This window comes from Streptomyces sp. NPDC054866 (assembly GCF_053610745.1).
On the sequence record NZ_JBSGZA010000002.1, the window covers coordinates 1359950 to 1380345 of the forward strand.

Here is a 20396-nt window from a genome sequence, read left to right on the forward strand (position 1 = left end):
CGCGGCCTCAGCGCAACGCATCCGCCACTTCGCGGGCCGCGTCCACCACCCGCGGCCCCACCCGCTCCGGCACGGAGTCCGCCAGCATGACCACACCCACGCTCCCCTCTATCCCGGTCACGCCGACCAGAGGCGCCGCGGCCCCGCTCGCGCCGGCCTCCAGCTCGCCGTGCGTCAGCGCGTAACCGGGGTCGGTGGCGAGGCCCTGCCGGGCGGCGAGGATCGCGCGGCCCGCGGCGCCCCGGTCCAGGGGGTGCCGGAAGCCGGTCCGGTAGGCCACGTGGTAGTCCGTCCAGGTCGGCTCGACGACGGCGACGGCCAGCGCTTCGGTGCCGTCGACCAGCGTCAGGTGTGCCGTCGCCCCTATGTCCTCGGCGAGGGAGCGCAGAGCGGGCAGCGCGGCCTCGCGCACCAGCGGATGCACCTGGCGGCCCAGGCGGAGCACCCCCAGGCCGACCCTGGCCCGGCCGCCCAGGTCACGGCGGACCAGGGCATGCTGCTCAAGGGTGGCGAGGAGGCGGTACACCACGGTCCGGTTCACACCGAGCTTGTTCGACAGCTCGGTGACGGTGAGCCCGTGATCGGTGTCGGCCAACAACTTGAGGACACGCAGCCCTCGGTCGAGGGTCTGAGAAGTCTCCGCGGTCACGACGCCCACTCCTTAGGTGAGGGTCGACGGCCCCTTTACGCGGCGGTTGCGTCGCCGGTCCCGTGGGCGACGCGCGTCAGAGGCCGCCGGTCGGAACTCCGGCTGCGCTCCGCGGCGGCGCTGCCACGGGGCGTGTACGTTGCGGGGACATTAGCGAGGCCGTCCCGCTCAGCGGAAGACTCCGTCCAGAATCCGGGCACGAGACCGGTTGTTAGGGGCGCAATGCCCCATACGCGGGGCACTCCGGCAGGGGTGTGCACGACTCCCGCACACACGGAACACACCGCTCCCCTCTCCGGGCCCCATCCGGCGCCCCCGGGGGCCCTCACTTCATGCGGGTGGCCCACTCCCCGACCTTCGCGATCCGCTGCCGCAGCTGCCCGGCGGTGGCCTCCGCGCTCGGCGGCCCGCCACACGTGCGCCGCAGCTCGGTGTGGATCACGCCATGCGGCTTCCCGCTCTGGTGGGAGTACGCGCCGACCATCGTGTTCAGCTGCTTCCGCAGCTCCAGCATCTCCTTGTGGGAGACCACGGGCCGCCGCTCGGCGGGCAGTTCGAGAAGATCCGCCTCCTCGTCCGGCCGCTTCTTGCTGTGCGCGATCTGCCGGGCCTGCCGCTTCTGGAGCAGCATCTGCACCTGGTCGGGTTCGAGGAGGCCGGGGATGCCGAGATAGTCCTGCTCCTCCTCGCTCCCCGGGTGCGCCTGCATACCGAATTCGGCGCCGTCGAAGAGGACCCGGTCGAAGACGGCGTCGGACTCAAGGGCCTCGAAGGAGAACTGCTCCTGCTCGCCGGTGTCCTCGTCCTGCTCCTTGTTCGCCTCGTCCATCTCCTTCTCGGACTCGGCGTAGGGGTCCTCTTCCCCCTCCTTCTTCGGCTTGTCGAGTACGTGGTCGCGCTCGACCTCCATCTCGTTGGCATGGCCGAGGAGGTCGGGGACGGTGGGCAGGAAGACCGACGCGGTCTCGCCGCGCCGCCGGGAACGCACGAAGCGTCCGACGGCCTGGGCGAAGAAGAGCGGCGTCGAGATGGTGGTGGCGTACACACCCACCGCGAGGCGCGGCACGTCGACGCCCTCGGACACCATGCGGACCGCGACCATCCACCGGTCGGTGCTGGCGGTGAAGTCGTCGATCCGCTTGGAGGCGCCCGCGTCGTCGGAGAGGACGACGGTGGCCTTCTCCCCGGTGAGCTCGCGGATCAGCTTGGCGTAGGAGCGGGCGGAGTCCTGGTCGGAGGCGATGACGAGGCCACCGGCGTCCGGAATCGCCTTCCGTACCTCGGTGAGCCGCTGGTCGGCAGCCTTCAGCACATTCGGCATCCACTCGCCCCGGGCGTCGAGCGCGGTGCGCCACGCCTGCGAGATCGCGTCCTTGGTCATCGGCTCGCCGAGCCGCGCGGCGATCTCGTCGCCGGCCTTGGTACGCCACCGCATGTTGCCGGAGTAGGAGAGAAAAATGACGGGCCGGACAACGCCGTCGCCGAGCGCGCTGCCGTATCCGTAGGTGTAGTCGGCGGCGGACCGCCGGATGCCGTCGTTCCCCTCCTCGTACGCGACGAAGGGGATCGGGTTGGTGTCGGAGCGGAAGGGCGTACCGGTGAGCGCGAGGCGCCGGGTGGCGGGCTCGAAGGCTTCCAGGCAGGCCTCGCCCCACGACTTCGAGTCACCGGCGTGGTGGATCTCGTCGAGGATCACGAGGGTCTTGCGCTGCTCGACGCGGTTGCGGTGCAGCATGGGCCGCACGCCGACACCCGCGTACGTGATGGCGACGCCCTGGTACTCCTTGCTGAGCGGGCCCGCGCTGTACTCCGGGTCCAGCTTGATGCCTATGCGGGCCGCGGCCTCCGCCCACTGCTTCTTCAGGTGCTCGGTCGGCGCGACCACCGTCACCTGCTGCACGACATGGTGGTGCAGCAGCCAGGACGCGAGGGTCAGCGCGAACGTCGTCTTGCCGGCGCCGGGTGTCGCGACGGCGAGGAAGTCACGCGGCTGCTCCTGGAGATACCGCTCCATCGCCCCCTGCTGCCAGGCACGCAGCTTGTTGGCGGTGCCCCAGGGGGCGCGGCCGGGGAAGGCGGGAGAGAGGTGGTGGGACGCGGAGTTGGCGGCGGTGGTAGTCACGGTCTCCGTGGTCTGGGTCGGGCGGCTCGGCTACATATGACAACCGGGCCACCCTACCGGTGAAGGTTGACGCGCCGCGGAGTCCGGCACGGGGAGCCGGGCGGGTGCGACAGGTCTCACACCGGCGGTTCGGCCAGCTCACGCAGCGCCTCGGAAATCACCTTCACGTCGTCCACTTCACCCGCGGCGACGGCGACGACCAGGCGTTCGGCCGCGTCGATGTCGGGCCGCAACTGCACGTCGTTCATGGCGAGGAGGACGACGCACGACACCCACGCGGTGCGCCTGTTGCCATCGACGAAAGGGCCGTTCGCGGCAAGTGACTGGAGCAGTGCCGCTGCCTTCTCGAACACACCGGCGTAGGCATCCCGACCGGACACCACCGCCCCATGGCGGTGCACCGCAAACGCCACAAGACCCACGTCACGCACACGCGGGGGTGGGCCGCCGGCCACCCGCTCGGCGATCAACAGAACGTCCTCGGCGACCAGATGAACACAGTTCACTTGAGCCGCTCCAGAAGCTCGGCCCACTTGGCTGTCTGCTCGTCGGCAGCCGTGCGCACGCGAGTCTCGTGGACCGTCCCGGCCAGGTAGTCGTCCACCGCCCGCAGCACGATGGCGTGCACGCTCGTGCCCTCCTCGGCGGCGTGGCGCTTCAGCGCCTCGGTCTGATCGTCACGAAGATTCAGGTGCATGGCCACGCGAAAACGGTACCGTCACCGAGGGTCACCGTCATACCGCTCAGAGCGATCGCTCCCGCACCCGCGCCGCCACCCAGGCCCCCACCAGTGCCACCCCGGCCATCGGCAGGAACACCGCGACGAACGCCCCCGGATGCGAGCCGCCCGCCCCCGTGGCGGAGCCGTGCGCGCCGATCATGCCGCCGCCCAACGCCGCGAACGCGGCGCCTCCCGCGGCCAGGAGCAGGGCGTTGGAGAGGCCGTCGGAGATCTGGAGGGCGGCGGAGTTCGCGCCCGCGTCCTCGGGCGGCGAGAGGCGAAGGAGCAGCACGCTGGTCGAGCCGATGACCGTGCCCATGCCGAGGCAGCCGAAGGCCCATGCCACCGCCACGATCCACACCGGAACCGCGTCGATCAGGACCGTGGGCGCGGTGGCGATGGCGGCGGCGACCAGGAGCATCCCGGCGACCATGAGCCGCGTCCGGTGCGGTTCCATGCCCGGCCGCGACTGTACGAAGGACCCGAACGCCCAGGTCGCACCGCCCACGGCGAGCGAGAGCCCGGCCATGGTCGGCGAGAGCCCGCGCTGGGTGACGAGCATCAGCGGCACGAAGGACTCGGCCGCGATGAAGGACCCGGCGGCTATGCCGCGCAGGAGCACCACGGAGGGCAGGCCGTGGGCCGCCCGGTACGTGCCGCGCGGCAGCAGCCCGAGGACTGCGGGCACGAGGACGACCGCGCCGAGCGCCGCGGGCAGCAGCGAGAGCCAGCGCAGCTCCTGACCCGCGTACTGGAGGAGGCCAGCCCCGAGCGAGATCCCGAGCGCGAGGCGGATGCGGCGGCGGTCGAAGGGCCCGGCGGGTGCGTCGGAGACAGGCCCGGCCGCCCGGCGCCGGATCTGCGGCAGGGCGAGCGCGAGCGGCGCCGCGACGAGCACCGGGATCCCGAGGAAGACCCACCGCCACCCGAGGTGTTCCGTGACCGTCCCGGAGACCAGCGGGCCCACCACGGACGGCACGACCCAGCTGGCCGCGAACGCCGCGAGGATGGACGGCCGCAGGTGCTCCGGGTAGGCGCGGCTGACGACGACGTACAGCGCGACGATGACGAGACCGCCGCCGAGCCCCTGCACGGCACGGCCGAGGATGAACATCCACATGGCCTGGGCGGTCCCGGAAAGGACCAGGCCCGCCGCGAAGGCGCCGATGCCGGTGGCCAGCGGCCCCAGCGGCCCGCGCCGGTCGGCCCACTGCCCGGAGAGCACCATGCCGAAGAGGCTGGTCGTGAAGTACGCGGAGAAGCCGAAGGCGTAGAGGGAGACGCCGTTCAGCTCACGGGCGGCCACCGGCATCGCGGTCCCGACGGCGGTCGCCTCGAAGGCGATGAGCAGCACCACGGAGACGATGCCGAGGCTGAGGGCGCGATAGGGCGCGCGGAGCACTCCGCCCTTGAGCTCGGACGGCGGGGCTATCGGGGCGGCGGCGACTTCGGCGTCGCGTGGTTCCAGAGCGCTCATGTCGGCCAGGGTAAGGGGCGTGGCGCGTGGTGACCCCTGTCCGGGGGCGGGAGGATCCTGGTCCCTTGGTCGTACGACCGCCCGTTCATGAACGCGGTGTGGCAGTCCCGTTGCGGGGGCGGTGATTCCCTTGAGGCGCCGGTCGCGGCCGCTTAGGTTCAAGGAGTCGAGTTCAACCTCGGCCGTGTGCCCGAGTGGTTGAGGGGCTGGACTGCAAATCCAGTAACGCGGGTTCGATTCCCGCCACGGCCTCCAGCAGGCAACCGTTCAAGGGTTTGGCCCAGGGGTCGGCCCGTCCGGGGCCGCCTCTTCGTCGTGCGGCCCCCACGGGGATCACCCCCGTGATCCAATGAGCCGGTGACTGGCATACACGCGTCCCTGGGGCCCCTGGAGCGGGTCGACGGCCGGTGGGGTGTGGGCGACGCGGTGCGGCCCGGGCGCACCTGGGTGGAGTTCCGCGAGGACGGCCTCTACCGGCACGCGGGCGCAGGGGAGGGCGAGTTGACCCCCTGGCCGAGGATCTTGCTCGGCATTCGCGTGACCATCGGGCGCGGATACCCGACCCACGGCGGCGACTTCACGCTGACGGGTCTCCTCGTCGGCGTGCCGGGACTCCGAGGACGCGGAACCGGCCACCTGGACATGACGCTGCGGCACCCGTACGAGGACCGGCGGCTGGACTTCCACCGCCACCCCCGCTGGTACCGGCTCCTGGAGGTCTCCATCCTGGCAGAACTGCTCGGGCAGACCGTCGCCGCGAAGGAGGGCCGGCGGCTCGCCGACACGGACTGGCTGGACCGGGTGGTCGAAAGCCTGGCGTCGACGTCGACGTGGTCGGCGGGTGGCATCCAGCAGGCCGTACGGACGGCGCGCGAGGCGTAGGAGCCTCCCGGGACTGAGCTGGGCTGGGCCGGGGCCCGGGTTCTAGACCCGCGCCTCGTCGACCCGCGCCTCTCCGAGCCCCGCGAGAATCGCGTCCACCGTCTCCTCGACCGTCAGGTCGGAGCTGTCGAGCCAGAGCCCGATCCTCGGGGTCGTGGACCGCAGCCCGGCGTCCAGGTCCTCCACGGTCCACGCCCCGTACCCGGTCTTCCCGCGTCCGGCCTCCCGCGCGGCGACGGCATCCGGCCTCGGGGCGAGCACGACGACGTACACGGGTCGCGTACGCAGCAGATCCACGTACGTCTTCAACTCCTCGCCCAGGATGACGTCCTGGACCACCGCGACGAAGCCCGCGGCCGCGTACGCGTCGGCTGTGGCCGCCGACAGGCCGTACCGCAGCCGGAGTTGGGCCTCCGCCTCGTCCGACGCGCCGGGCTCGTACTCCTGGCCGCCCGACACGATCATCCGGCGGAAGACGTCACCCCGCACGTGCGCCGCGCGCGGCAGCCGCTCGGCGAGGGCTTGCGCCACCGTGGACTTGCCCGAGGCCATGATGCCGGTGATGACGACGACGCCATCGGGGTCAGAGGTAGTCATGGCGCCCATCGTGCCAAGGGAGCCGGCCCTCTCGCCTCCGGATTACTCCGGATTACTGCGCCACCGCCGCCTGCGGACGGATCGGGAGGCGGTTCACCGGGCGCCCCGTCGCCGCCCTCACCGCCGAGGCCACCGCCGCCGGAGTCGTCACCACCGGCACCGCGCTCGCCGCCTTCGCGCCGAAGGGCGCGACCACGTCACGCTCCTCCACCAGCTTCACGATGCGGATGTCCGGGGTGTCCAGGGCCGTGGGAAGCGCGTAACCCGTGAGGTCCGGGTGGCGGACCAGACCGCGCGGCGTACGGAGGTTCTCCGTCAGCGCGGCGCCGACTCCCTGCGTGACGCCCGCCTCGATACGCACCTTCAGCTGGGACGGGTTCAGGATGCGGCCCACGTCCTGCGCGACCGCCAGCTCCACGACCCGTACCGAACCGATCTCGATGTCCACGTCCACCACCGCGCGGATCGCACAGAACGCCATGCCCACGAAGGCATCGCCCTGGCCCGCGTCGTCGAGCGGCTCGGTGGGGTGCGGGCGGCACTGGGCAGTGGCCCACAGTTCCTTGCCGTCCATCGCCTCCGTCACCGTCGTGCTCAGCACGCCGTCGTACGAGGTGATCTTGCCGTCGGTGATCTGGAGCAGCTCCGTGGACATCCCGAACTTGTGGGCCAGGGGCTGGAGAAGCTGTGTGCGGACCATCTTCGCCGCGCGCTCCACCGCACCGCCCGACACCCACGTGTGGCGGCCGTGGCAGCTCGGCCCGGCGGGCGGCTGGTCGGTGTCGACGGGAGCGACCCGGACGTCGTCGATGCCCAGCGTCTCCTGGACGATCTGGCGGGCGAGCGTGGAGAAGCCCTGACCCGTCTCGACCGCCGCACAGATGACGGTCGCGATGCCGTCGTGGACCTTGACCGTGGCCGTGGAGACCTCGTCCGTGCCTTCCGCGCCCAGGAGTTGGACCATGCCGAGGCCATAACCGACGCCCCGGCGGATGGCCGCCGGTTCGCCCGCGCCCTCGGGGCCGCCGGGCAGCAGCCACTCGTCCTCGGGGGTGTCCTTGGGCAGCTCGGGCAGCGGGAAGTCCCGTACGGCGCCGAGGAGTTCGGCGACCGGGGCAGGGCAGGTCACCGTCTGGCCGGTGGGCAGGATGTCGCCGGTGGCCATCGCGTTGCGCAGCCGCACCTCGGCCGGGTCGATGCCCAACTTCTTGGCGATCTTGTCCATTTGGGCTTCGTACGCCGCGCACACCTGCATGGCGCCCTCGCCCCGGACATGCCCGGACGGCGGGTTGTTCGTGCGGACCGCCCAGCCCTCGATGAAGGCGTTCGGCACCACGTACGGACCGCAGGCGAAGGAGACGGCCGCGGCGAGCGCGTCCGACGACGTGTCCGCGTACGCGCCCGCGTCGAGCAGGACCTGCGCCTCCACCTTCACCAACTTGCCCTCGGCGTCCGCGTGATGGCGGTAGCGGAGCAGCGTCGGGTGACGGTGGGCGTGGCCCAGGAAGGACTCCTCGCGAGTCGCCGTCAGCTTCACCGGGCAGCCGGTGGTCAACGCGAGCAGACCGAGCGGCAGATGGAAGCTGGCGTCCTCGCGGTCGGCCGTCGCGCCGGGGACACCGGTCACGACGACCTTCACGATGCCGGGATCGATGCCGTAGCAGGACGCGGCCATGTCGCGGTCGGTGTGCGGATCCGTGGAGGCGATGTACAGCTCCACGCCCCCGTCGGGACGCGGTACCGCGAGCCCCGCCTCCGCGCCGATCGGCGCCGGGTCCTGGCGGCCGATGCGGTAGAGACCCTCGACGACGAGCTCGCCCGCCGCCTCAGGGTCGCCGTGCCGCAGCGGGATGTGCCGGATCAAGTTGCCGTCGGGGTGCAGGGGTTCGGCCGCGAAGGCCTTCTCCGGATCCGTGACCGGCTCAAGGATCTCGTACTCGACGAAGATGGCGGCGGCGGCCATCCGCGCCGTGTCGGGATGGTCGGCGGCCACGGCGGCGATGGGCTCGCCGTGGTGGCGTACGACGTCGGAGGCGAAGACCGGGCGGTCCGCGGTCTTGCGGCCGTGCAGCGCGTCGCCGGGCACGTCCTCGTGCGTGACGACGGAGCGCACGCCCGGCATCTCGCGCGCCTGGGACGTGTCGATGGAGACGATGCGCGCGTGCGCGTGCGGCGAGCGCAGGACGGCCGCCCACAGCAGCCCCTCCGCCCACAGGTCGGACGCGTAGGGGAAGGTGCCCTCGGTCTTGGCGCGGGACTCCGCGGACGGCAGGGACGCGCCGATGCCGTGCGGCAGCGGCTCGGGGCCGGGCTGCGTCTCCACTGCGGTCGCGGTGTTCGCCGTGCCCGCGGCTTCGTTGCTCACGCCTGGCCTCCGTCCTGTCCGTAAGGTCCTTCGTACGATCCGCCCTGCGCCGTCGGGTTGACCCCTCCGGCGCCCGGCCCCGCCTGGTGCGGAATGCGTGCCTCGCCCACGTGGTCGTCCTGCGCCGAGGGCTCCGCGGCGGCGGCCGACGCCTCGCGTTCGGCGACGACCTCCTGCACGGCGTCGAGCACGCCGCGGTAGCCGGAGCAGCGGCACAGGTTGCCGCACAGGGCGCGGCGGGTCTCCAGGTCGGTCGGGGCGGGGTTGCCCTCAAGGAGGTCGTGCAGGGTCATCGCCATGCCCGGTACGCAGAAGCCGCACTGGACGGCACCGCAGGCCGCGAGCGCCCGCTGCACGTCGGAGGGGCGGCCGTCGACGGCGAGACCCTCGACGGTGCGCACCTCGCTCCCGGCGGCGGTGGCGGCGGGCACCAGGCAGGAGGCGACGAGACGGCCGTCCACCTGGACGTTGCAGGCGCCGCACTCACCCTGCGAGCAGCCGTCCTTGGCGCCCGCGAGGCCGAGGCGCTCGCGCAGGACGTAGAGGAGCGACTCGCCGATCCAGGCGTCGGTGACGGGGCGGTCGGCGCCGTTGACGCGCAGGACGTAGGAGCAGAGGGGGTGTTCGTCGGAGAGGGGGGTGGTGGCGGCCGCCTCTTCGGGGTCTTCGGCTTCGGCTTCGGCGTCCGCTTCGGCTTCAGCCTCAGTCTCGGCCTCGGCTTCCGCTTCGGCGTCCGCTTCGGGCTCGATCGCGGCCTCGGCTTCGGGAGCCGCGCTGACGGGGTCGGCCTCCACCTCGGCTTCGGGCTCGGGCTCCGGCGTCGGCTCCGGCTCTGCGGGCGCCTCGTGCGCCACAGGCCCCTCGGGCACCACATGCATCTCAGGAGCGACGGGCGGCTCAGGGACGAAGGGCTCCGGGGGCACCACGGGCTCGTGGTGCTGCGGCTCGACGTACTGCTGCGGGTGCGGGTGCGGGTCGGCGTGCGGATACGGCTCGGCGTGCGGCTCCTGCACCGGCTCCGACCACGGTGCGCCCGCGCCCGCACCACCGGTCGCCCAGGGCGCCGCCGCGCCGCCCGGCAGCGTCGCGGGCGGCGTACCGCCCCACTGTGCCGCGAGCGAAGACGTGGTGAACTCACCCGATTCGTCCGGAAGATCACCGTTGGCGACCGGAATCGACCACTGCCCGGTGACATCGGCCGGGGCAGGGGCGGCGGGCGCGTGCCCCTCCGCCTCGTGGAAGCTCCACTGCCCGGTGGCCCGGGGGTCGTACGCGTGCTCCGGCTCGTGGACCGGCGCCTCGGGCTCGGGCACGCCGCCCGCGTCCGGCCACTGCACGTTCTGGACTCCGGCGCCCGCGACACCGGTGCCCGCGCCCGTCACCTCGGGCGGCATGACCCAGACACCCGTGCCCGCCGGGTCCGTCGCGTCGGCCGTGGTGGGGGTGACCGTTATCTGCGGCGGCACGTAACCGTGGCCGGGCGCGGCGAGCGGCGAGTGGTCGAAGTCCAGGGCGCCTTCCGGCAGCTGCACGAAGGCCGTGGCGTCCGAGTCGTACTCGCCCTGTGGATGCGGCTGCCAGCCGCCGTGGGTGTTGTTCTGGTCGTCGCTCACGACAGCGCCCTCCCCAGTGCTCGTCGGGCCAGCGCGGCGACAGTGCGCCGCAGGTGCAGTACGGCGGGCGGCAGCGGCTGCGGTGAGCCGTCCTCCGCCGGAGGCTGGTCGGGGATGCACGCGGCGGCGACGTACTCACCGAAGGCCGTGAGCGCCTCCGGCACGATCGCCCGCTCGCCGTCCCAGTCGATCAGCGAGGCGACCCACTGCTCGGCCTCCAGGGGCCGCAGCGGCATCGGTGCGACGGCGCCGACGGCGCAGCGCACGCCGCGCCGTGCGGGGTCGAGGACGAGCGCGACGGACGCGATGGCGCGGCCGGGGCCCGTGCGCCCCGTGGCCTTCAGGAAGACCTGCGGTGCGTGCAGGAGCGGCAGCCGTACGAAGCCGATGAGTTCGCCGGGGCGAAGCATGTCCATCCCCGCGAGGAGGTGCGAGACGGGGACCTCGCGGCGTGCGCCGCCGGGGCCCGCGATGATGAGGACGGCTTCCAGGGCGGCCAGGACGGGCAGGGTGTCGCCGGTCGGTCCCGCCGTGGCGATGTTGCCGCCGAGGGTGCCCGCGTTGCGGATCTGCGGGGGTCCTGCCGCGCGCGCGGCCGCGGCGAGCGCGGGGATCAGGGCGGCGAAGTCGGGGCGCCCGACGCGTGCGTGGGTGAGGCCCGCGCCGAGCAGCGCGTGACCGTCCTGGTACTGCCAGCCGCGGATCTCGCTGATGCGGCCGAGGCCGACGAGCGCGGCGGGGCGCAGGAGGCCCGCGTTGACGGAGGCCATGAGGTCGGTGCCGCCAGCTACGGGCACGGCGGCGGGCATCGCGGCGAGCGCCTCCACGGCCTCGTCCAATGTCCCAGGCAGCTTCGCCGTCTGCGCGGTCTGCGCCGCCTGCGGTGCGTGCGTGGTCAAAACCGGCTGCCCCTTCCCGATGCCCGGCGGCTTTCTCGCCGTTCTCACCGTTACGCCTGTTCCGCCGTACGGTACGTGCTCACAGCCCGGACGTGGCAACTCTGGCACATCTTCCCCGGCCCCCGGCGCGGGGGTCCGCTAGGAGCCATTCGTCCGCAGACCTGGGGGATGTGCCGGTTTCACACGCCCTTGCCGGTCAGCGGGAATTGCCACTCTTCGGTGACTCTTGTACGGCTTTCGTCGGTCCGCCCACGCTCTCAGCGCGGGCGGGCCGACACACGGACTATGGGGTGTGCCTCACACGTTCGGGGGCGCCCCGTCGATCGGGCGTCCGAGCACTCCCGGGCGCTTCTGCCACGGCAACGGGCCGCCCGGCGGGCGGTAGTCGACGCCGAGTGCGTCAAGTCGCGCGTAGTGCGGGGTCATTCGCCGCTCGAAGTCCGCGAAGTCACGCTCGGCGGACGGCGGGAGCGGGCTCCAGGCGACCTCGGCGAAGGCGGCGAGGCGCGGGAACACCTGGTAGTCCACGCGTGCGTGGTACTCCATCACCTCGGTCCAGACGTTGGCCTGGGTGCCGAGCACGTGCCGGGCCTCGTCGGCGGTGAGCTGCGGCGGCAGCGGTTCGAACCGATAGACGTCCTCAAGGGTGCGTACGAAACCGATGGGGGCGGGCTCGTCGGGGCCGCCGTCCTGTCGGTGGTCCAAGTACACCTGCTGCTCGGGGCACATGACGACGTCGTGACCGGCCTTGGCCGCCGCGATGCCACCCCCGTACCCGCGCCAGGAGGACACGGTGGCACCGTCGGCGAGACCACCCTCCAGGATCTCGTCCCACCCGATGAGCCGGCGCCCGCGCGCGGTCAGCCACGCGTCGAAGTGCCGGATGAACCAACTCTGCAGCCCGTCCTCGTCGCCGACGCCGAGCTCCTTGATGCGGGCCTGAGCGGTGGGCGACTGCCTCCACTGGTCCTTGGGACACTCATCTCCCCCGACGTGGATAAAGGTGGAGGGAAAGAGCTCAAGCACTTCCTCAAACACCCCTTCGTAGAAGCGAAGGGTGTTCTCGGTCGGGGCGAGGACGTTCGGGTTGACGCCCCAGGTGTCCCAGACGCCGAGCGAGGAGGTGTCGACGACGTCGGTGTTGCCGAGCTCGGGGTAGGCGTGGATGGCGGCCTGCGAGTGCCCCGGGATGTCGATCTCGGGTACGACGGTGATGTGCCGCTCATGGGCGTACGCGACGATCTCGCGGATGTCGTCCTGCGTGTAGAAGCCACCGTGCGGGGTGTCGTTCCACAGCTCGGAAGCGCGGTGCCCCCACTTCGAACGCGGCCGCCACGAACCGGCCTCCGTCAGCTTGGGGTGGCGCTTGATCTCGATGCGCCAGCCCTGGTCGTCGGTGAGGTGGAAGTGGAAGACGTTCAGCTTGTGGGCGGCGAGGAGGTCCAGATAGCGCAGGACGCCGTCCTTGGGCATGAAGTGCCGCGCCACGTCGAGCATCATGCCGCGCCAGCGGAAGCGGGGGGCGTCCTCGATGACACCCATCGGTACGGTCCACTGCCGCCCCGTGTCGATCGGCGCGCGCCGGAAGGCCTCGGGGCCGAGCAACTGCCTGAGGGTCTGCGCGCCCCAGAAGACGCCTGCGGCGCTGCCGCCCTCGATTCGGACCGCGTAGCCGTCTGCGACGATGCGGTAGGCCTCGTCCGCCATCGCGGGATCGATCCCGAGCACGATCCCGTTGTCGTTCTCCCCGTCCGGGAGCGGCAGCCCCGTCGCCGCCCCCACCGTGTCGCGCAGCCACCGCGCGACGCCCTCGGTGCCGGGTCGCGCGTGCAGCACGGTCTCGTCATCCAGGGGAACGGCCCCCTGTGTGGGCGGTACCCAGTGGGTACTGATCGGCGCGGGGATCAGTTGCTCAAAGGTCATGCGGCGAATCTGCCACGCGATTGCACAACGCAAAAGGGGCGTTGCGGTACACGCAACGCCCCTACGCGAGGAGGGCCAAGGACCGCGCCCGGAGGCCGGGGGGGCCGGGGGGCTACTTCTTGCCGCCGCCCTTACCGTCCTTGCCGCCCTTGTCCTTGTCGCCACCGGCGCTCATGGACTCGTAGATCTCCTTGCACATGGGGCAGACGGGGTACTTCTTCGGGTCGCGACCCGGCACCCACACCTTGCCGCAGAGTGCGACGACGGGCGTACCGTCGAGCGCGCTCGCCATGATCTTGTCCTTCTGGACATAGTGCGCGAAGCGCTCGTGGTCACCGTCACCGCTCGACACCTGCGGCGTCGGCTCAACGAGGGTCCCCGTACCTGCCCCGCGCTCGGGCTCGGGCTCAAGAGTGCTCATGGCATCCAAGGGTACCTACGCTCACCGGTTCCGGTCATCGCCCGGACACAGCGCCGACGGCACAACCACGCCGAGCCTAGGCACCCCGGCTACTGGCATCACCCGGACGCAGGGGGCGACAGCAACCGCGCCGGACCTACGCACACCAGCTACCGGCATCCCGGACACCGGGCCAACGGAACAACCCCGCCCAGCCGCGCAACCCCCATACCGGCCAGGCGCCCTCAGGCCGCCCCGCACCCGGCCTTGCCGGCAGCCTCTCCCCCGGCCTCGTCGGGCGCCGCAGCCGTCGCGCCCGCCTCCCGTCGCGCCCGCGCCCCGCGAGATGCCGCCCCCGCGAGATGCAGCACGAGGCCCGCCCCCGCCACCGTGGCCGCGGCCCACGGCAGGCCGGTCGCCGGGAGGCCCATGGAGAGGGCGAGGCCCGCCGCGCCCGAGCCGACCGCGCTGCCCAGATACAGGGCCGAGTTGTTCAGGGCCAGAGCCACCGTGCCCCGCTCCGCTCGCAGCGCCAACAGGCGGTGCTGTTGCGGGACTTGGAGCGCCCAGCCCGCCGCGCCCCACAGCACCAGGGCGGGGAACGCCGCCGCGCCGAGCAGCGGCAGGACCGCCTCCGCGAGCACCAGGGCCAGCAGCACGCCCGCCACCAGGGTGATCACCCGGCCCGTGCGGTCCACCAGGGGGCCGGCGACGACGCTGCCCAGGATTCCGCCGATCCCCCACGCCCACAGGTAGGGCGCGACGCCCGCTTCCTCCACTCCGCCCGCCGATGACAGGACCGGAGCCAGATACGTGTACAGGCCCAGGCTCGCCACGGCCGCCAGGAACGAGACCCCCACCACCGGCACCACCGCGCGGTCCGTCAACGCCGCGAGCCGCGCCCGTACCGGCACCGGCGGCTCCGCCGGGACCGGCGTCAGCCACACGGCGAGCCCCGCGAGCGCGATCGCCCCGAGCCCGGTCACCGCCCACATCGTGGCGCGCCACCCGGCACTCTCGGCGAGAAGCACCCCCAGCGGGACGCCAAGCACCGTCCCCGAGCTCATCCCGCCCATCACCAGGGCCAGCGCCCGCCCGCGCCGCTCCTCGGGGACGAGGGAGGCGGCGGCCGCGGTGGAGAGCGCGGAGTAGACCCCGGCACCGACCCCCGCCACCGCGCGGGACGCGAGAAGCACGGCCAGGGACGGCGCCAGTGCCGTCAGCCCGTTCCCGAGGGTGAAGGCGCCCAGCGAGGCGATGATCAGCGTCCGGGGACGTACGCCGGACATCAGCCCGGCGACGAGGGGCGCGCTCACCGCGTACGCGAGGGTGAAGACGGTGACCATCTGCCCGGCGAGCGAGACGGTCGTTCCCAGGTCCCGGGCCACCACCGGCAGCAGCCCGGCCATCACATAGGCGTCGAGCCCCAGCGTGAAGGCCCCCAGGATCAGCAGCCAGATCTTGCGCACAGCGACAACTCCCACTCCTCGTACGGCGCGACCGCGGCGCGGCCTGCGAGCCGCCGCGGAGTGGGAAAGGTAGGCACCGCCCGGACGCCCGGGGAAATGCCCGCGGAGGCACATTTATGCTGGGTCGGCATGGATCACATCGCTCGCGCCCCGGCCGGTGACCTCGCCTCGGTCGACCTCCGCCACCTGCGCGGATTCCTCGCCGTGGCGGACGAGTTGAGCTTCACGCACGCTGCGGCGACCCTCCGCACCGGTCAGCCCGCGCTGACCCGCACCATCCGCGCCCTGGAGGAAGCGGTGGGCGCGCGCCTGCTCACCCGCACCACACGTCACGTGGAACTCACCGAAGCGGGCCACCGCCTCCGCGACGGCATCGCCCCGCTCCTCGCCCGCCTGGACGCCACGCTGCGCGAGGCCGCCGGGAGTGAACCCCCGCTCCTGCGCCTCGGGTTCACGTCCCTCCTCCCGGAGGCCTGCGCCGCACGGAACTCCGCCTTCGAGGCCGCGACGGGCGCGGGCATCCGCCTGGTCCGGCGCGACACGCCTCTCGCGGGCCTCACGTCAGGGGACTGCGACGTCGCGGTCGTACGAGGAGACATCCCGCCGGGCACGGCGGTACGCACCCGCGTACTCCTGCACGAACCCCGCATAGCGGTGGTGGCACGCGGCGCGGCCGAACTCGCGGGACGCCGCGTCGTGGACTGGACGGAACTGGCCGATCTACCCCTGGTCGTGAACACGGTCACGGGGACGACACGCCCCGAACTCTGGCCCGAGGGCCACCGCCCCGAACTGGCCTGCACGGCCGACAACTTCGACGAATGGCTGGAAGCGGTAGCGGCAGGCCATGGCGTAGGAGTGGCCCCAGAACCACTGGCCCGCAGACACGCCCACCCAGGCCTACGCCACATACGCCTGAAGAACGCACCACCGGTGCCGGTACACCTGGCCATCCCAGCACGGGACGCGCATCCGCTGGCGGAACGGTACTTGCTCACCCCGGGTGAGCCCGGTCAGTGAGCCGGGTTCAGCTCGCCGCTGCCTCGTCCAGAGGGTTGTCGAAGCTGACGAGTTCGGCGATCTGGCGGAGCAGGCACCGGTAGTCGTCGCGTCGCTCGACGGCCGTCGTACTCATGACGAGCACCACCAGACGCCTGCCGTCCGGATGCGGTAGGTGCGCGTGGACCTGGAGGAGCGGCTCCGGAGGGAGGCCGCTGGCCTCTGTGGGCGTACGTACAGACTCGCTGAGGGTGGCCGGGCCGCAGGGCAGCTCGAGGTACTCGATACGGGTGTGGTGCTCGGCGGGGGTGACGGCGCGGGCGGCCGTGACGGCGGGGGGTGCGACGGCTGTGTCACGCCAGGAGAGGGTGAAGAAGGAGAGCAAGGGCCGCCCGCCGACCTCGCCACCACCGGCACCGGCCACGTCGTCACGATGCAGGCCGATCGAGCAGTGGACGGTGCCGATTTCGCACAGGGCGGCCAACATCTGCTGCGCCGCGCCAAGTTGCGCGACGAAACGCTCGCGGGTGACGCCGTCAGGAGCTGTTTCCAGGAGTGGGCCGAGGGCGGCACGCAGCCCGTCGGCGCCAGGGGCATCGGGCAGGTTCAGCAGGGCGGCCAGCGGGATCGCGGTGAACCCGGCAGGTTCGGCGAACCAGATGTCAGCGCCGGGGTCATCGGCCGACTCGTCGACCACGAAACGGGTAGCGGCGATCACCGCACCTCGTCCTGCGTCACGCCGTCGGGAACCTTGGCCCCCGCCCGGCGCGCACGTTCGAGCGCGGCGGGGCCGGCGCCCCAGCCGACCGGGGCAGCTTTCCAGCTGGGCCGGGCCGGACGCTGGTAGAGGAAGTGCAGCCGCTTGGGCACGTCGCCCCCTCGCCCCGGCGCCGCGATGACGGCGTAGAAACGGGGATCGCCGGCGAACCACAGCGGTTCGATCTGGGCCTTCAGCTCGGGCTTGGTCTTGTTCGTACCGAAGCGCCGCATCCACCAAAAGGTGCGCATGTTGGCCATGAAGAGCAGCGGGATCCGCTCATCCGGCTTCTCGGGATTGGGAAGCTCGTACCACATCTCGTCCTCCTGGGCCTCCGGGTGCTTGTTCCGGCCTCGGGGGACGTCCTTGAGGTGCTGCCAGGGGTACTGGGCGAGGACACGCCGCATGTTGAGGGACCAGGGGAAGTAGCCGAGTTGGAGGAAGGCGCGGAAGGTCGCGTAGAGCATGACAGGGAGGAAGAACAGGAAGTAGCCCGGCGACAGGAACACCACCGGAACGGCCAAGCAAGCGAACCAGACTGCGATCCAAGCGATGAGACGCCCAACGATCAAGGTCATGTGCCAGATCCAGGCGTTACGGGTCGGCGGGTGGTCCCAGGCGGTCGGGGAGTCAGTGGAATGCATTCAAGTAGCTTTCTCTGCACAGAGGGTCAGCGGAAAACATGCCGGGCGATATCGACGAGGCTGCCGCTGTCGACACCGAGCCGCGTACCATCGACCCCTGCCACGGCGCCGTCCTTGATTCCGTCGTCGTCGGCGTCCACGAGCTTCATGGCCACACCGAAAGCAGCGGTGCCCACACCAACCGCAGCCGACGTGACCTCCACCGTCCTGGTGACCTGCTCGGCTCGCGCGCCCCGAATGGTCAGACCGAGCAGGGAGTTGTCCAGAGTCGAGATGGCTCTCGCATGTGCCATCGTCGATGCTCCGGCGGTGGCCAGTCGAGTGCCCAGCGTGACGGCTTCCCCCGCCTCGCCTACGCCACGCAGGGCCGCCGCACCGCCCTTCCACGCCGCGCCGATTCCCGGTACGGCACCAAGGGCGTCCCCGCCCAGCGTCACTGCGTTACTCCAGAAGTCCGTGTCCAATTCCCCCTTGGTGAAGCCGTCCTTCAAAGACGCCCACACCGTGGGGTCCTGGGTAACCCGCAGTGTCAGAGCAGTCGCGCTCAACGCCGCCGCAGCCAACAACAACACCGCCGCAGCCGTCCCACCCGTCAACACGAACAGCGCCGCAAGCCCGACGACGGCGGCCACGCTGCTCAGGATGTCGGGCAGGTTCTCCTTGACCCAGTCCATCGTTTCGTCGAACCAGCCCGGCTCGTGCGGCGCCAGCCTGTGTGTCGCATCGCGGATCTTGCCCGCCCGGTACCCGGACCTCTCCTCGTGCTCGTACGCGAGGTCGCGGGCCTTCCTCAGGATCCGGTCGAGTTCCGCCTGGGCGTCATCCACCTTGTTGTTGGCACGCGTCTCCGCCTTCTTCGCCTGAACCTGCCCGGCGCCCTTCTTGCCCAGGTCAGGGTCCTTGCCCGCGGTGTCCGCTCGCCCCTGCGCCGCCTCAAGGGCGGCCCGCGCTTCCTTCGCGTCCGCGTTCAGGCGTTTCGCGCGGCCCTGGTACTCGTCGAGCTCGCCGTGCCAGCGGTTCAGATGCTTGGCGGCCTTGCTGAGGGAGTTCGCCGCATTCTGCAGGTTCTTCGGCAGCGGACCGCCGTCGATCTGCTCGCGAAAGGCGACCGCCGCATCGCCCTCCCAGTAGCTGCCGTCCATCAGCTTCGTGACAACGCCATGCGTCTCATGGAGGACTTTGGCGCAGCCGGTCAGCTTCTTGTGCAGCGCCTTGACGATGTCGCAGTCGCCGGGAACCGGATTGAATCCCAGGTCCGGATAATTGGGGTTCGGGATGTCCGGGGAAGACTTCAGGCCTTGTGGCAGGGGGCCGTTCCTGGCGGCGGGCGAACCGGCGAAGGGGTCGCTCTCAGTACCCGGCGTGACCGTCACTTCGAGCCCCCGCCCCCGTTCTTGCCCTTCTCCTTCAAGTTCTCCTCCAGGGCCTTGTCGACCTCGCGGTAGGCGTCCTTGCTCTTGCCGATGATCTTGGCAAGGTCTTCACTCTGCTCACCGATCTGCTCCGTGCCGTACTTCCAGTCCTCCTGGAAGTCCTCACACGCGGAGTCGAGGTCATCGGTGCCAAGGCCGGTGATCGTTGCCTCACTGAGCGCCTTGTGCAGCCCCTTCAACGAGTCATTCGACTTATTGAGCAGCTTCATGAAGTTCTCGAGCTCGTCCCCGTCGACCTTCAACTTGTCGGCCATTCCCACCCCTTGAGGCCGTCCGTCACACCGCGTGAGGCTCGGTCAGCGGCCCTTTGCGCCGTCTCCGCGCCCGAGGATGACTCCGGGCGGGGGCTGAGGCATGCGGGGCCACGCTATCCGCTTGGTCCTCACCTTCGCCGCAGCGAACTCTCTTGCGGGGACGCACGATGAGCCCGTTCCAGGAGGCATACGGCATCACCCTTGGACCGAGGCCATCGACGGGAGGGGGGCGCCATGGGCCTCGAACTCCCGAGCAGGACTGAACCGCCGCCCGGCTCGGTGACGACATCCGGGGCTCGCCATCGACAAGTCCCCTTCCGAGCCAAACAACCAGAAGGATTACGTTCGCAACGCACAGAAGTACGAACGAACCCACAGCGAACTCGGACGCCGACGAACCCAGTTGAGGGCCAGCCCCCGCCGCCCCCTCAGTTCAGCGACGGATCATCCGGATACGTAGCCACCATCGCCAGCTCACTCCGCTGCCGCCGAAGCACCGCTCGCCACAACCGCTCAGGATCCGGCGACGACACGTCCCCCGGCTCGGACTCGACCACGTACCACGCGCCCTCGGCCAACTCGTCCTCCAGCTGGCCCGGGCCCCAGCCCGCATAGCCCGCGAAGATCCGCAGTGAGCCGAGTGCCGGGGCCAGGAGCTCCGGAGGTGTGTCCAGGTCGACCAGGCCGATCGCGCCGTGCACGCGGCGCCAGCCGATGGGTTCCCCTCTGCCCGGCCGCGGGCGGGCACCGCCGGCAGCCCCCTCCTCCCCGGGGATCACCGCCACGCCCAGCGCCGAGTCGAGCGAGACGGGGCCGCCCTGGAAGACCACGCCCGGCGCGCCCGCCAGATCGCCCCAGCCCTCCAGGATGTCCGCGACGTCCACCGGCGTGGGCCGGTTGAGAACCACGCCGAGCGAGCCCTCCTCGTCGTGGTCGAGAAGCAGCACCACCGCGCGGTCGAAGTTCGGGTCCGCCAGGGCAGGCGTGGCCACGAGCAGCCGCCCTGTGAGCGAGGACACCTCGGTCATGGACCACATGATCCCGCATCTTTGCCCCATCCGGGGAGGCAATGCCCTTACGGGAGTGAATGCAGCTCAGGGCGCACTGAAGCGGCTGGAGCGCACACTTTCGGCGGTGACCCGGAGTGTCCGGTTCCGAACGGTTCGTGTTGTCACGAACTCCTGACGTGTTT

19 protein-coding genes and 1 tRNA gene are annotated in these 20396 nt (G+C 71.5%); 3 read left to right on the plus strand and 17 right to left on the minus strand.

What is annotated here, in order from left to right; genetic code table 11:
• Positions 1-7 precede the first annotated feature (7 nt).
• The 5 genes from ACWGI2_RS14825 to ACWGI2_RS14845 form a co-directional block, all read right to left on the minus strand.
• Positions 8-649, minus strand: coding sequence for a helix-turn-helix domain-containing protein (locus ACWGI2_RS14825; RefSeq protein ID WP_160505296.1), 642 nt, complete (start codon positions 647-649; stop codon positions 8-10).
• A gap of 325 nt (positions 650-974) precedes the next feature.
• The gene (locus ACWGI2_RS14830) at positions 975-2771 is read right to left on the minus strand and encodes a DEAD/DEAH box helicase (RefSeq protein WP_453395782.1); all 1797 of its coding nucleotides are present in this window, start codon (positions 2769-2771) and stop codon (positions 975-977) included.
• A 116-nt stretch (positions 2772-2887) separates the two neighbouring features.
• Complete coding sequence (locus tag ACWGI2_RS14835; protein ID WP_453395783.1) at positions 2888-3277, minus strand: type II toxin-antitoxin system death-on-curing family toxin; 390 nt, start codon at positions 3275-3277, stop codon at positions 2888-2890.
• On the minus strand, positions 3274-3474 hold the full coding sequence (locus tag ACWGI2_RS14840; protein WP_453395784.1) for a CopG family transcriptional regulator: 201 nt from the start codon (positions 3472-3474) through the stop codon (positions 3274-3276). Before ACWGI2_RS14840 ends, ACWGI2_RS14835 begins: the two co-directional genes overlap by 4 nt.
• A gap of 40 nt (positions 3475-3514) precedes the next feature.
• Positions 3515-4969 carry an MFS transporter gene (locus tag ACWGI2_RS14845; RefSeq protein ID WP_453695594.1) on the minus strand — a complete coding sequence of 485 codons (1455 nt, stop codon included), beginning with the start codon at positions 4967-4969 and terminating at the stop codon, positions 3515-3517.
• Positions 4970-5149: 180 nt separating this feature from the next.
• Here ACWGI2_RS14845 and ACWGI2_RS14850 point away from each other — a divergent pair.
• Together ACWGI2_RS14850 and ACWGI2_RS14855 are read left to right on the plus strand one after the other, a co-directional pair.
• Positions 5150-5224: transfer RNA gene (locus ACWGI2_RS14850), tRNA-Cys, on the plus strand.
• Between the two features lie 102 nt (positions 5225-5326).
• Positions 5327-5851 carry a hypothetical protein gene (locus ACWGI2_RS14855; protein ID WP_453695595.1) on the plus strand — a complete coding sequence of 175 codons (525 nt, stop codon included), beginning with the start codon at positions 5327-5329 and terminating at the stop codon, positions 5849-5851.
• A gap of 42 nt (positions 5852-5893) precedes the next feature.
• Here ACWGI2_RS14855 and ACWGI2_RS14860 read toward each other — a convergent pair whose 3' ends face one another.
• From ACWGI2_RS14860 to ACWGI2_RS14890, 7 genes are all read right to left on the minus strand, one after another.
• Positions 5894-6448 (minus strand): AAA family ATPase, encoded by a 555-nt coding sequence (locus ACWGI2_RS14860; RefSeq protein ID WP_453695596.1) that lies wholly within the window; start codon positions 6446-6448, stop codon positions 5894-5896.
• A 52-nt stretch (positions 6449-6500) separates the two neighbouring features.
• On the minus strand, positions 6501-8813 hold the full coding sequence (locus tag ACWGI2_RS14865; protein WP_453695598.1) for a xanthine dehydrogenase family protein molybdopterin-binding subunit: 2313 nt from the start codon (positions 8811-8813) through the stop codon (positions 6501-6503).
• Positions 8810-10426, minus strand: coding sequence for a (2Fe-2S)-binding protein (locus tag ACWGI2_RS14870; protein ID WP_453695599.1), 1617 nt, complete (start codon positions 10424-10426; stop codon positions 8810-8812). Before ACWGI2_RS14870 ends, ACWGI2_RS14865 begins: the two co-directional genes overlap by 4 nt.
• On the minus strand, positions 10423-11325 hold the full coding sequence (locus tag ACWGI2_RS14875; RefSeq protein WP_453395789.1) for an FAD binding domain-containing protein: 903 nt from the start codon (positions 11323-11325) through the stop codon (positions 10423-10425). The genes ACWGI2_RS14870 and ACWGI2_RS14875 overlap by 4 nt, the downstream gene beginning before the upstream one ends.
• 297 nt (positions 11326-11622) lie before the next feature.
• Positions 11623-13248 (minus strand): beta-N-acetylhexosaminidase, encoded by a 1626-nt coding sequence (locus tag ACWGI2_RS14880; protein ID WP_453695600.1) that lies wholly within the window; start codon positions 13246-13248, stop codon positions 11623-11625.
• A 112-nt stretch (positions 13249-13360) separates the two neighbouring features.
• Positions 13361-13669, minus strand: coding sequence for a DUF3039 domain-containing protein (locus ACWGI2_RS14885; protein ID WP_160505308.1), 309 nt, complete (start codon positions 13667-13669; stop codon positions 13361-13363).
• A 224-nt stretch (positions 13670-13893) separates the two neighbouring features.
• A complete protein-coding gene (locus tag ACWGI2_RS14890) occupies positions 13894-15117 on the minus strand; it encodes an MFS transporter (protein ID WP_453695602.1) in 1224 nt (407 codons plus the stop codon).
• Between the two features lie 129 nt (positions 15118-15246).
• Between ACWGI2_RS14890 and ACWGI2_RS14895 the strand changes: the two genes are divergently transcribed.
• The gene (locus tag ACWGI2_RS14895; RefSeq protein ID WP_453695603.1) at positions 15247-16137 is read left to right on the plus strand and encodes a LysR family transcriptional regulator; all 891 of its coding nucleotides are present in this window, start codon (positions 15247-15249) and stop codon (positions 16135-16137) included.
• A 7-nt stretch (positions 16138-16144) separates the two neighbouring features.
• Here ACWGI2_RS14895 and ACWGI2_RS14900 read toward each other — a convergent pair whose 3' ends face one another.
• The 5 genes from ACWGI2_RS14900 to ACWGI2_RS14920 all read right to left on the minus strand — a co-directional run bounded on the left by ACWGI2_RS14900 (position 16145) and on the right by ACWGI2_RS14920 (position 20241).
• Positions 16145-16834, minus strand: coding sequence for a hypothetical protein (locus tag ACWGI2_RS14900; protein ID WP_453695605.1), 690 nt, complete (start codon positions 16832-16834; stop codon positions 16145-16147).
• Positions 16831-17397 (minus strand): hypothetical protein, encoded by a 567-nt coding sequence (locus ACWGI2_RS14905; protein WP_453695606.1) that lies wholly within the window; start codon positions 17395-17397, stop codon positions 16831-16833. Before ACWGI2_RS14905 ends, ACWGI2_RS14900 begins: the two co-directional genes overlap by 4 nt.
• Positions 17398-17543: 146 nt before the next feature.
• Complete coding sequence (locus ACWGI2_RS14910; RefSeq protein WP_453695608.1) at positions 17544-18890, minus strand: putative T7SS-secreted protein; 1347 nt, start codon at positions 18888-18890, stop codon at positions 17544-17546.
• A complete protein-coding gene (locus ACWGI2_RS14915; protein ID WP_453695609.1) occupies positions 18887-19204 on the minus strand; it encodes a hypothetical protein in 318 nt (105 codons plus the stop codon). The genes ACWGI2_RS14910 and ACWGI2_RS14915 overlap by 4 nt, the downstream gene beginning before the upstream one ends.
• A 428-nt stretch (positions 19205-19632) precedes the next feature.
• A complete protein-coding gene (locus ACWGI2_RS14920) occupies positions 19633-20241 on the minus strand; it encodes a YqgE/AlgH family protein (protein ID WP_453695611.1) in 609 nt (202 codons plus the stop codon).
• Between the last annotated feature and the right edge of the window lie 155 nt (positions 20242-20396).

Excerpts from the sequence above, each read along its gene's own strand:
- ACWGI2_RS14860 (WP_453695596.1), bottom strand. The coding sequence starts at position 6,448 with ATGACTACCTCTGACCCCGATGGCGTCGTCGTCATCACCGGCATCATG.
- ACWGI2_RS14845 (WP_453695594.1), bottom strand. The coding sequence starts at position 4,969 with ATGAGCGCTCTGGAACCACGCGACGCCGAAGTCGCCGCCGCCCCGATA.
- ACWGI2_RS14895 (WP_453695603.1), top strand. The coding sequence starts at position 15,247 with ATGGATCACATCGCTCGCGCCCCGGCCGGTGACCTCGCCTCGGTCGAC.
- ACWGI2_RS14885 (WP_160505308.1), bottom strand. The coding sequence starts at position 13,669 with ATGAGCACTCTTGAGCCCGAGCCCGAGCGCGGGGCAGGTACGGGGACC.
- ACWGI2_RS14880 (WP_453695600.1), bottom strand. The coding sequence starts at position 13,248 with ATGACCTTTGAGCAACTGATCCCCGCGCCGATCAGTACCCACTGGGTA.
- ACWGI2_RS14915 (WP_453695609.1), bottom strand. The coding sequence starts at position 19,204 with ATGGCCGACAAGTTGAAGGTCGACGGGGACGAGCTCGAGAACTTCATG.
- ACWGI2_RS14920 (WP_453695611.1), bottom strand. The coding sequence starts at position 20,241 with ATGTGGTCCATGACCGAGGTGTCCTCGCTCACAGGGCGGCTGCTCGTG.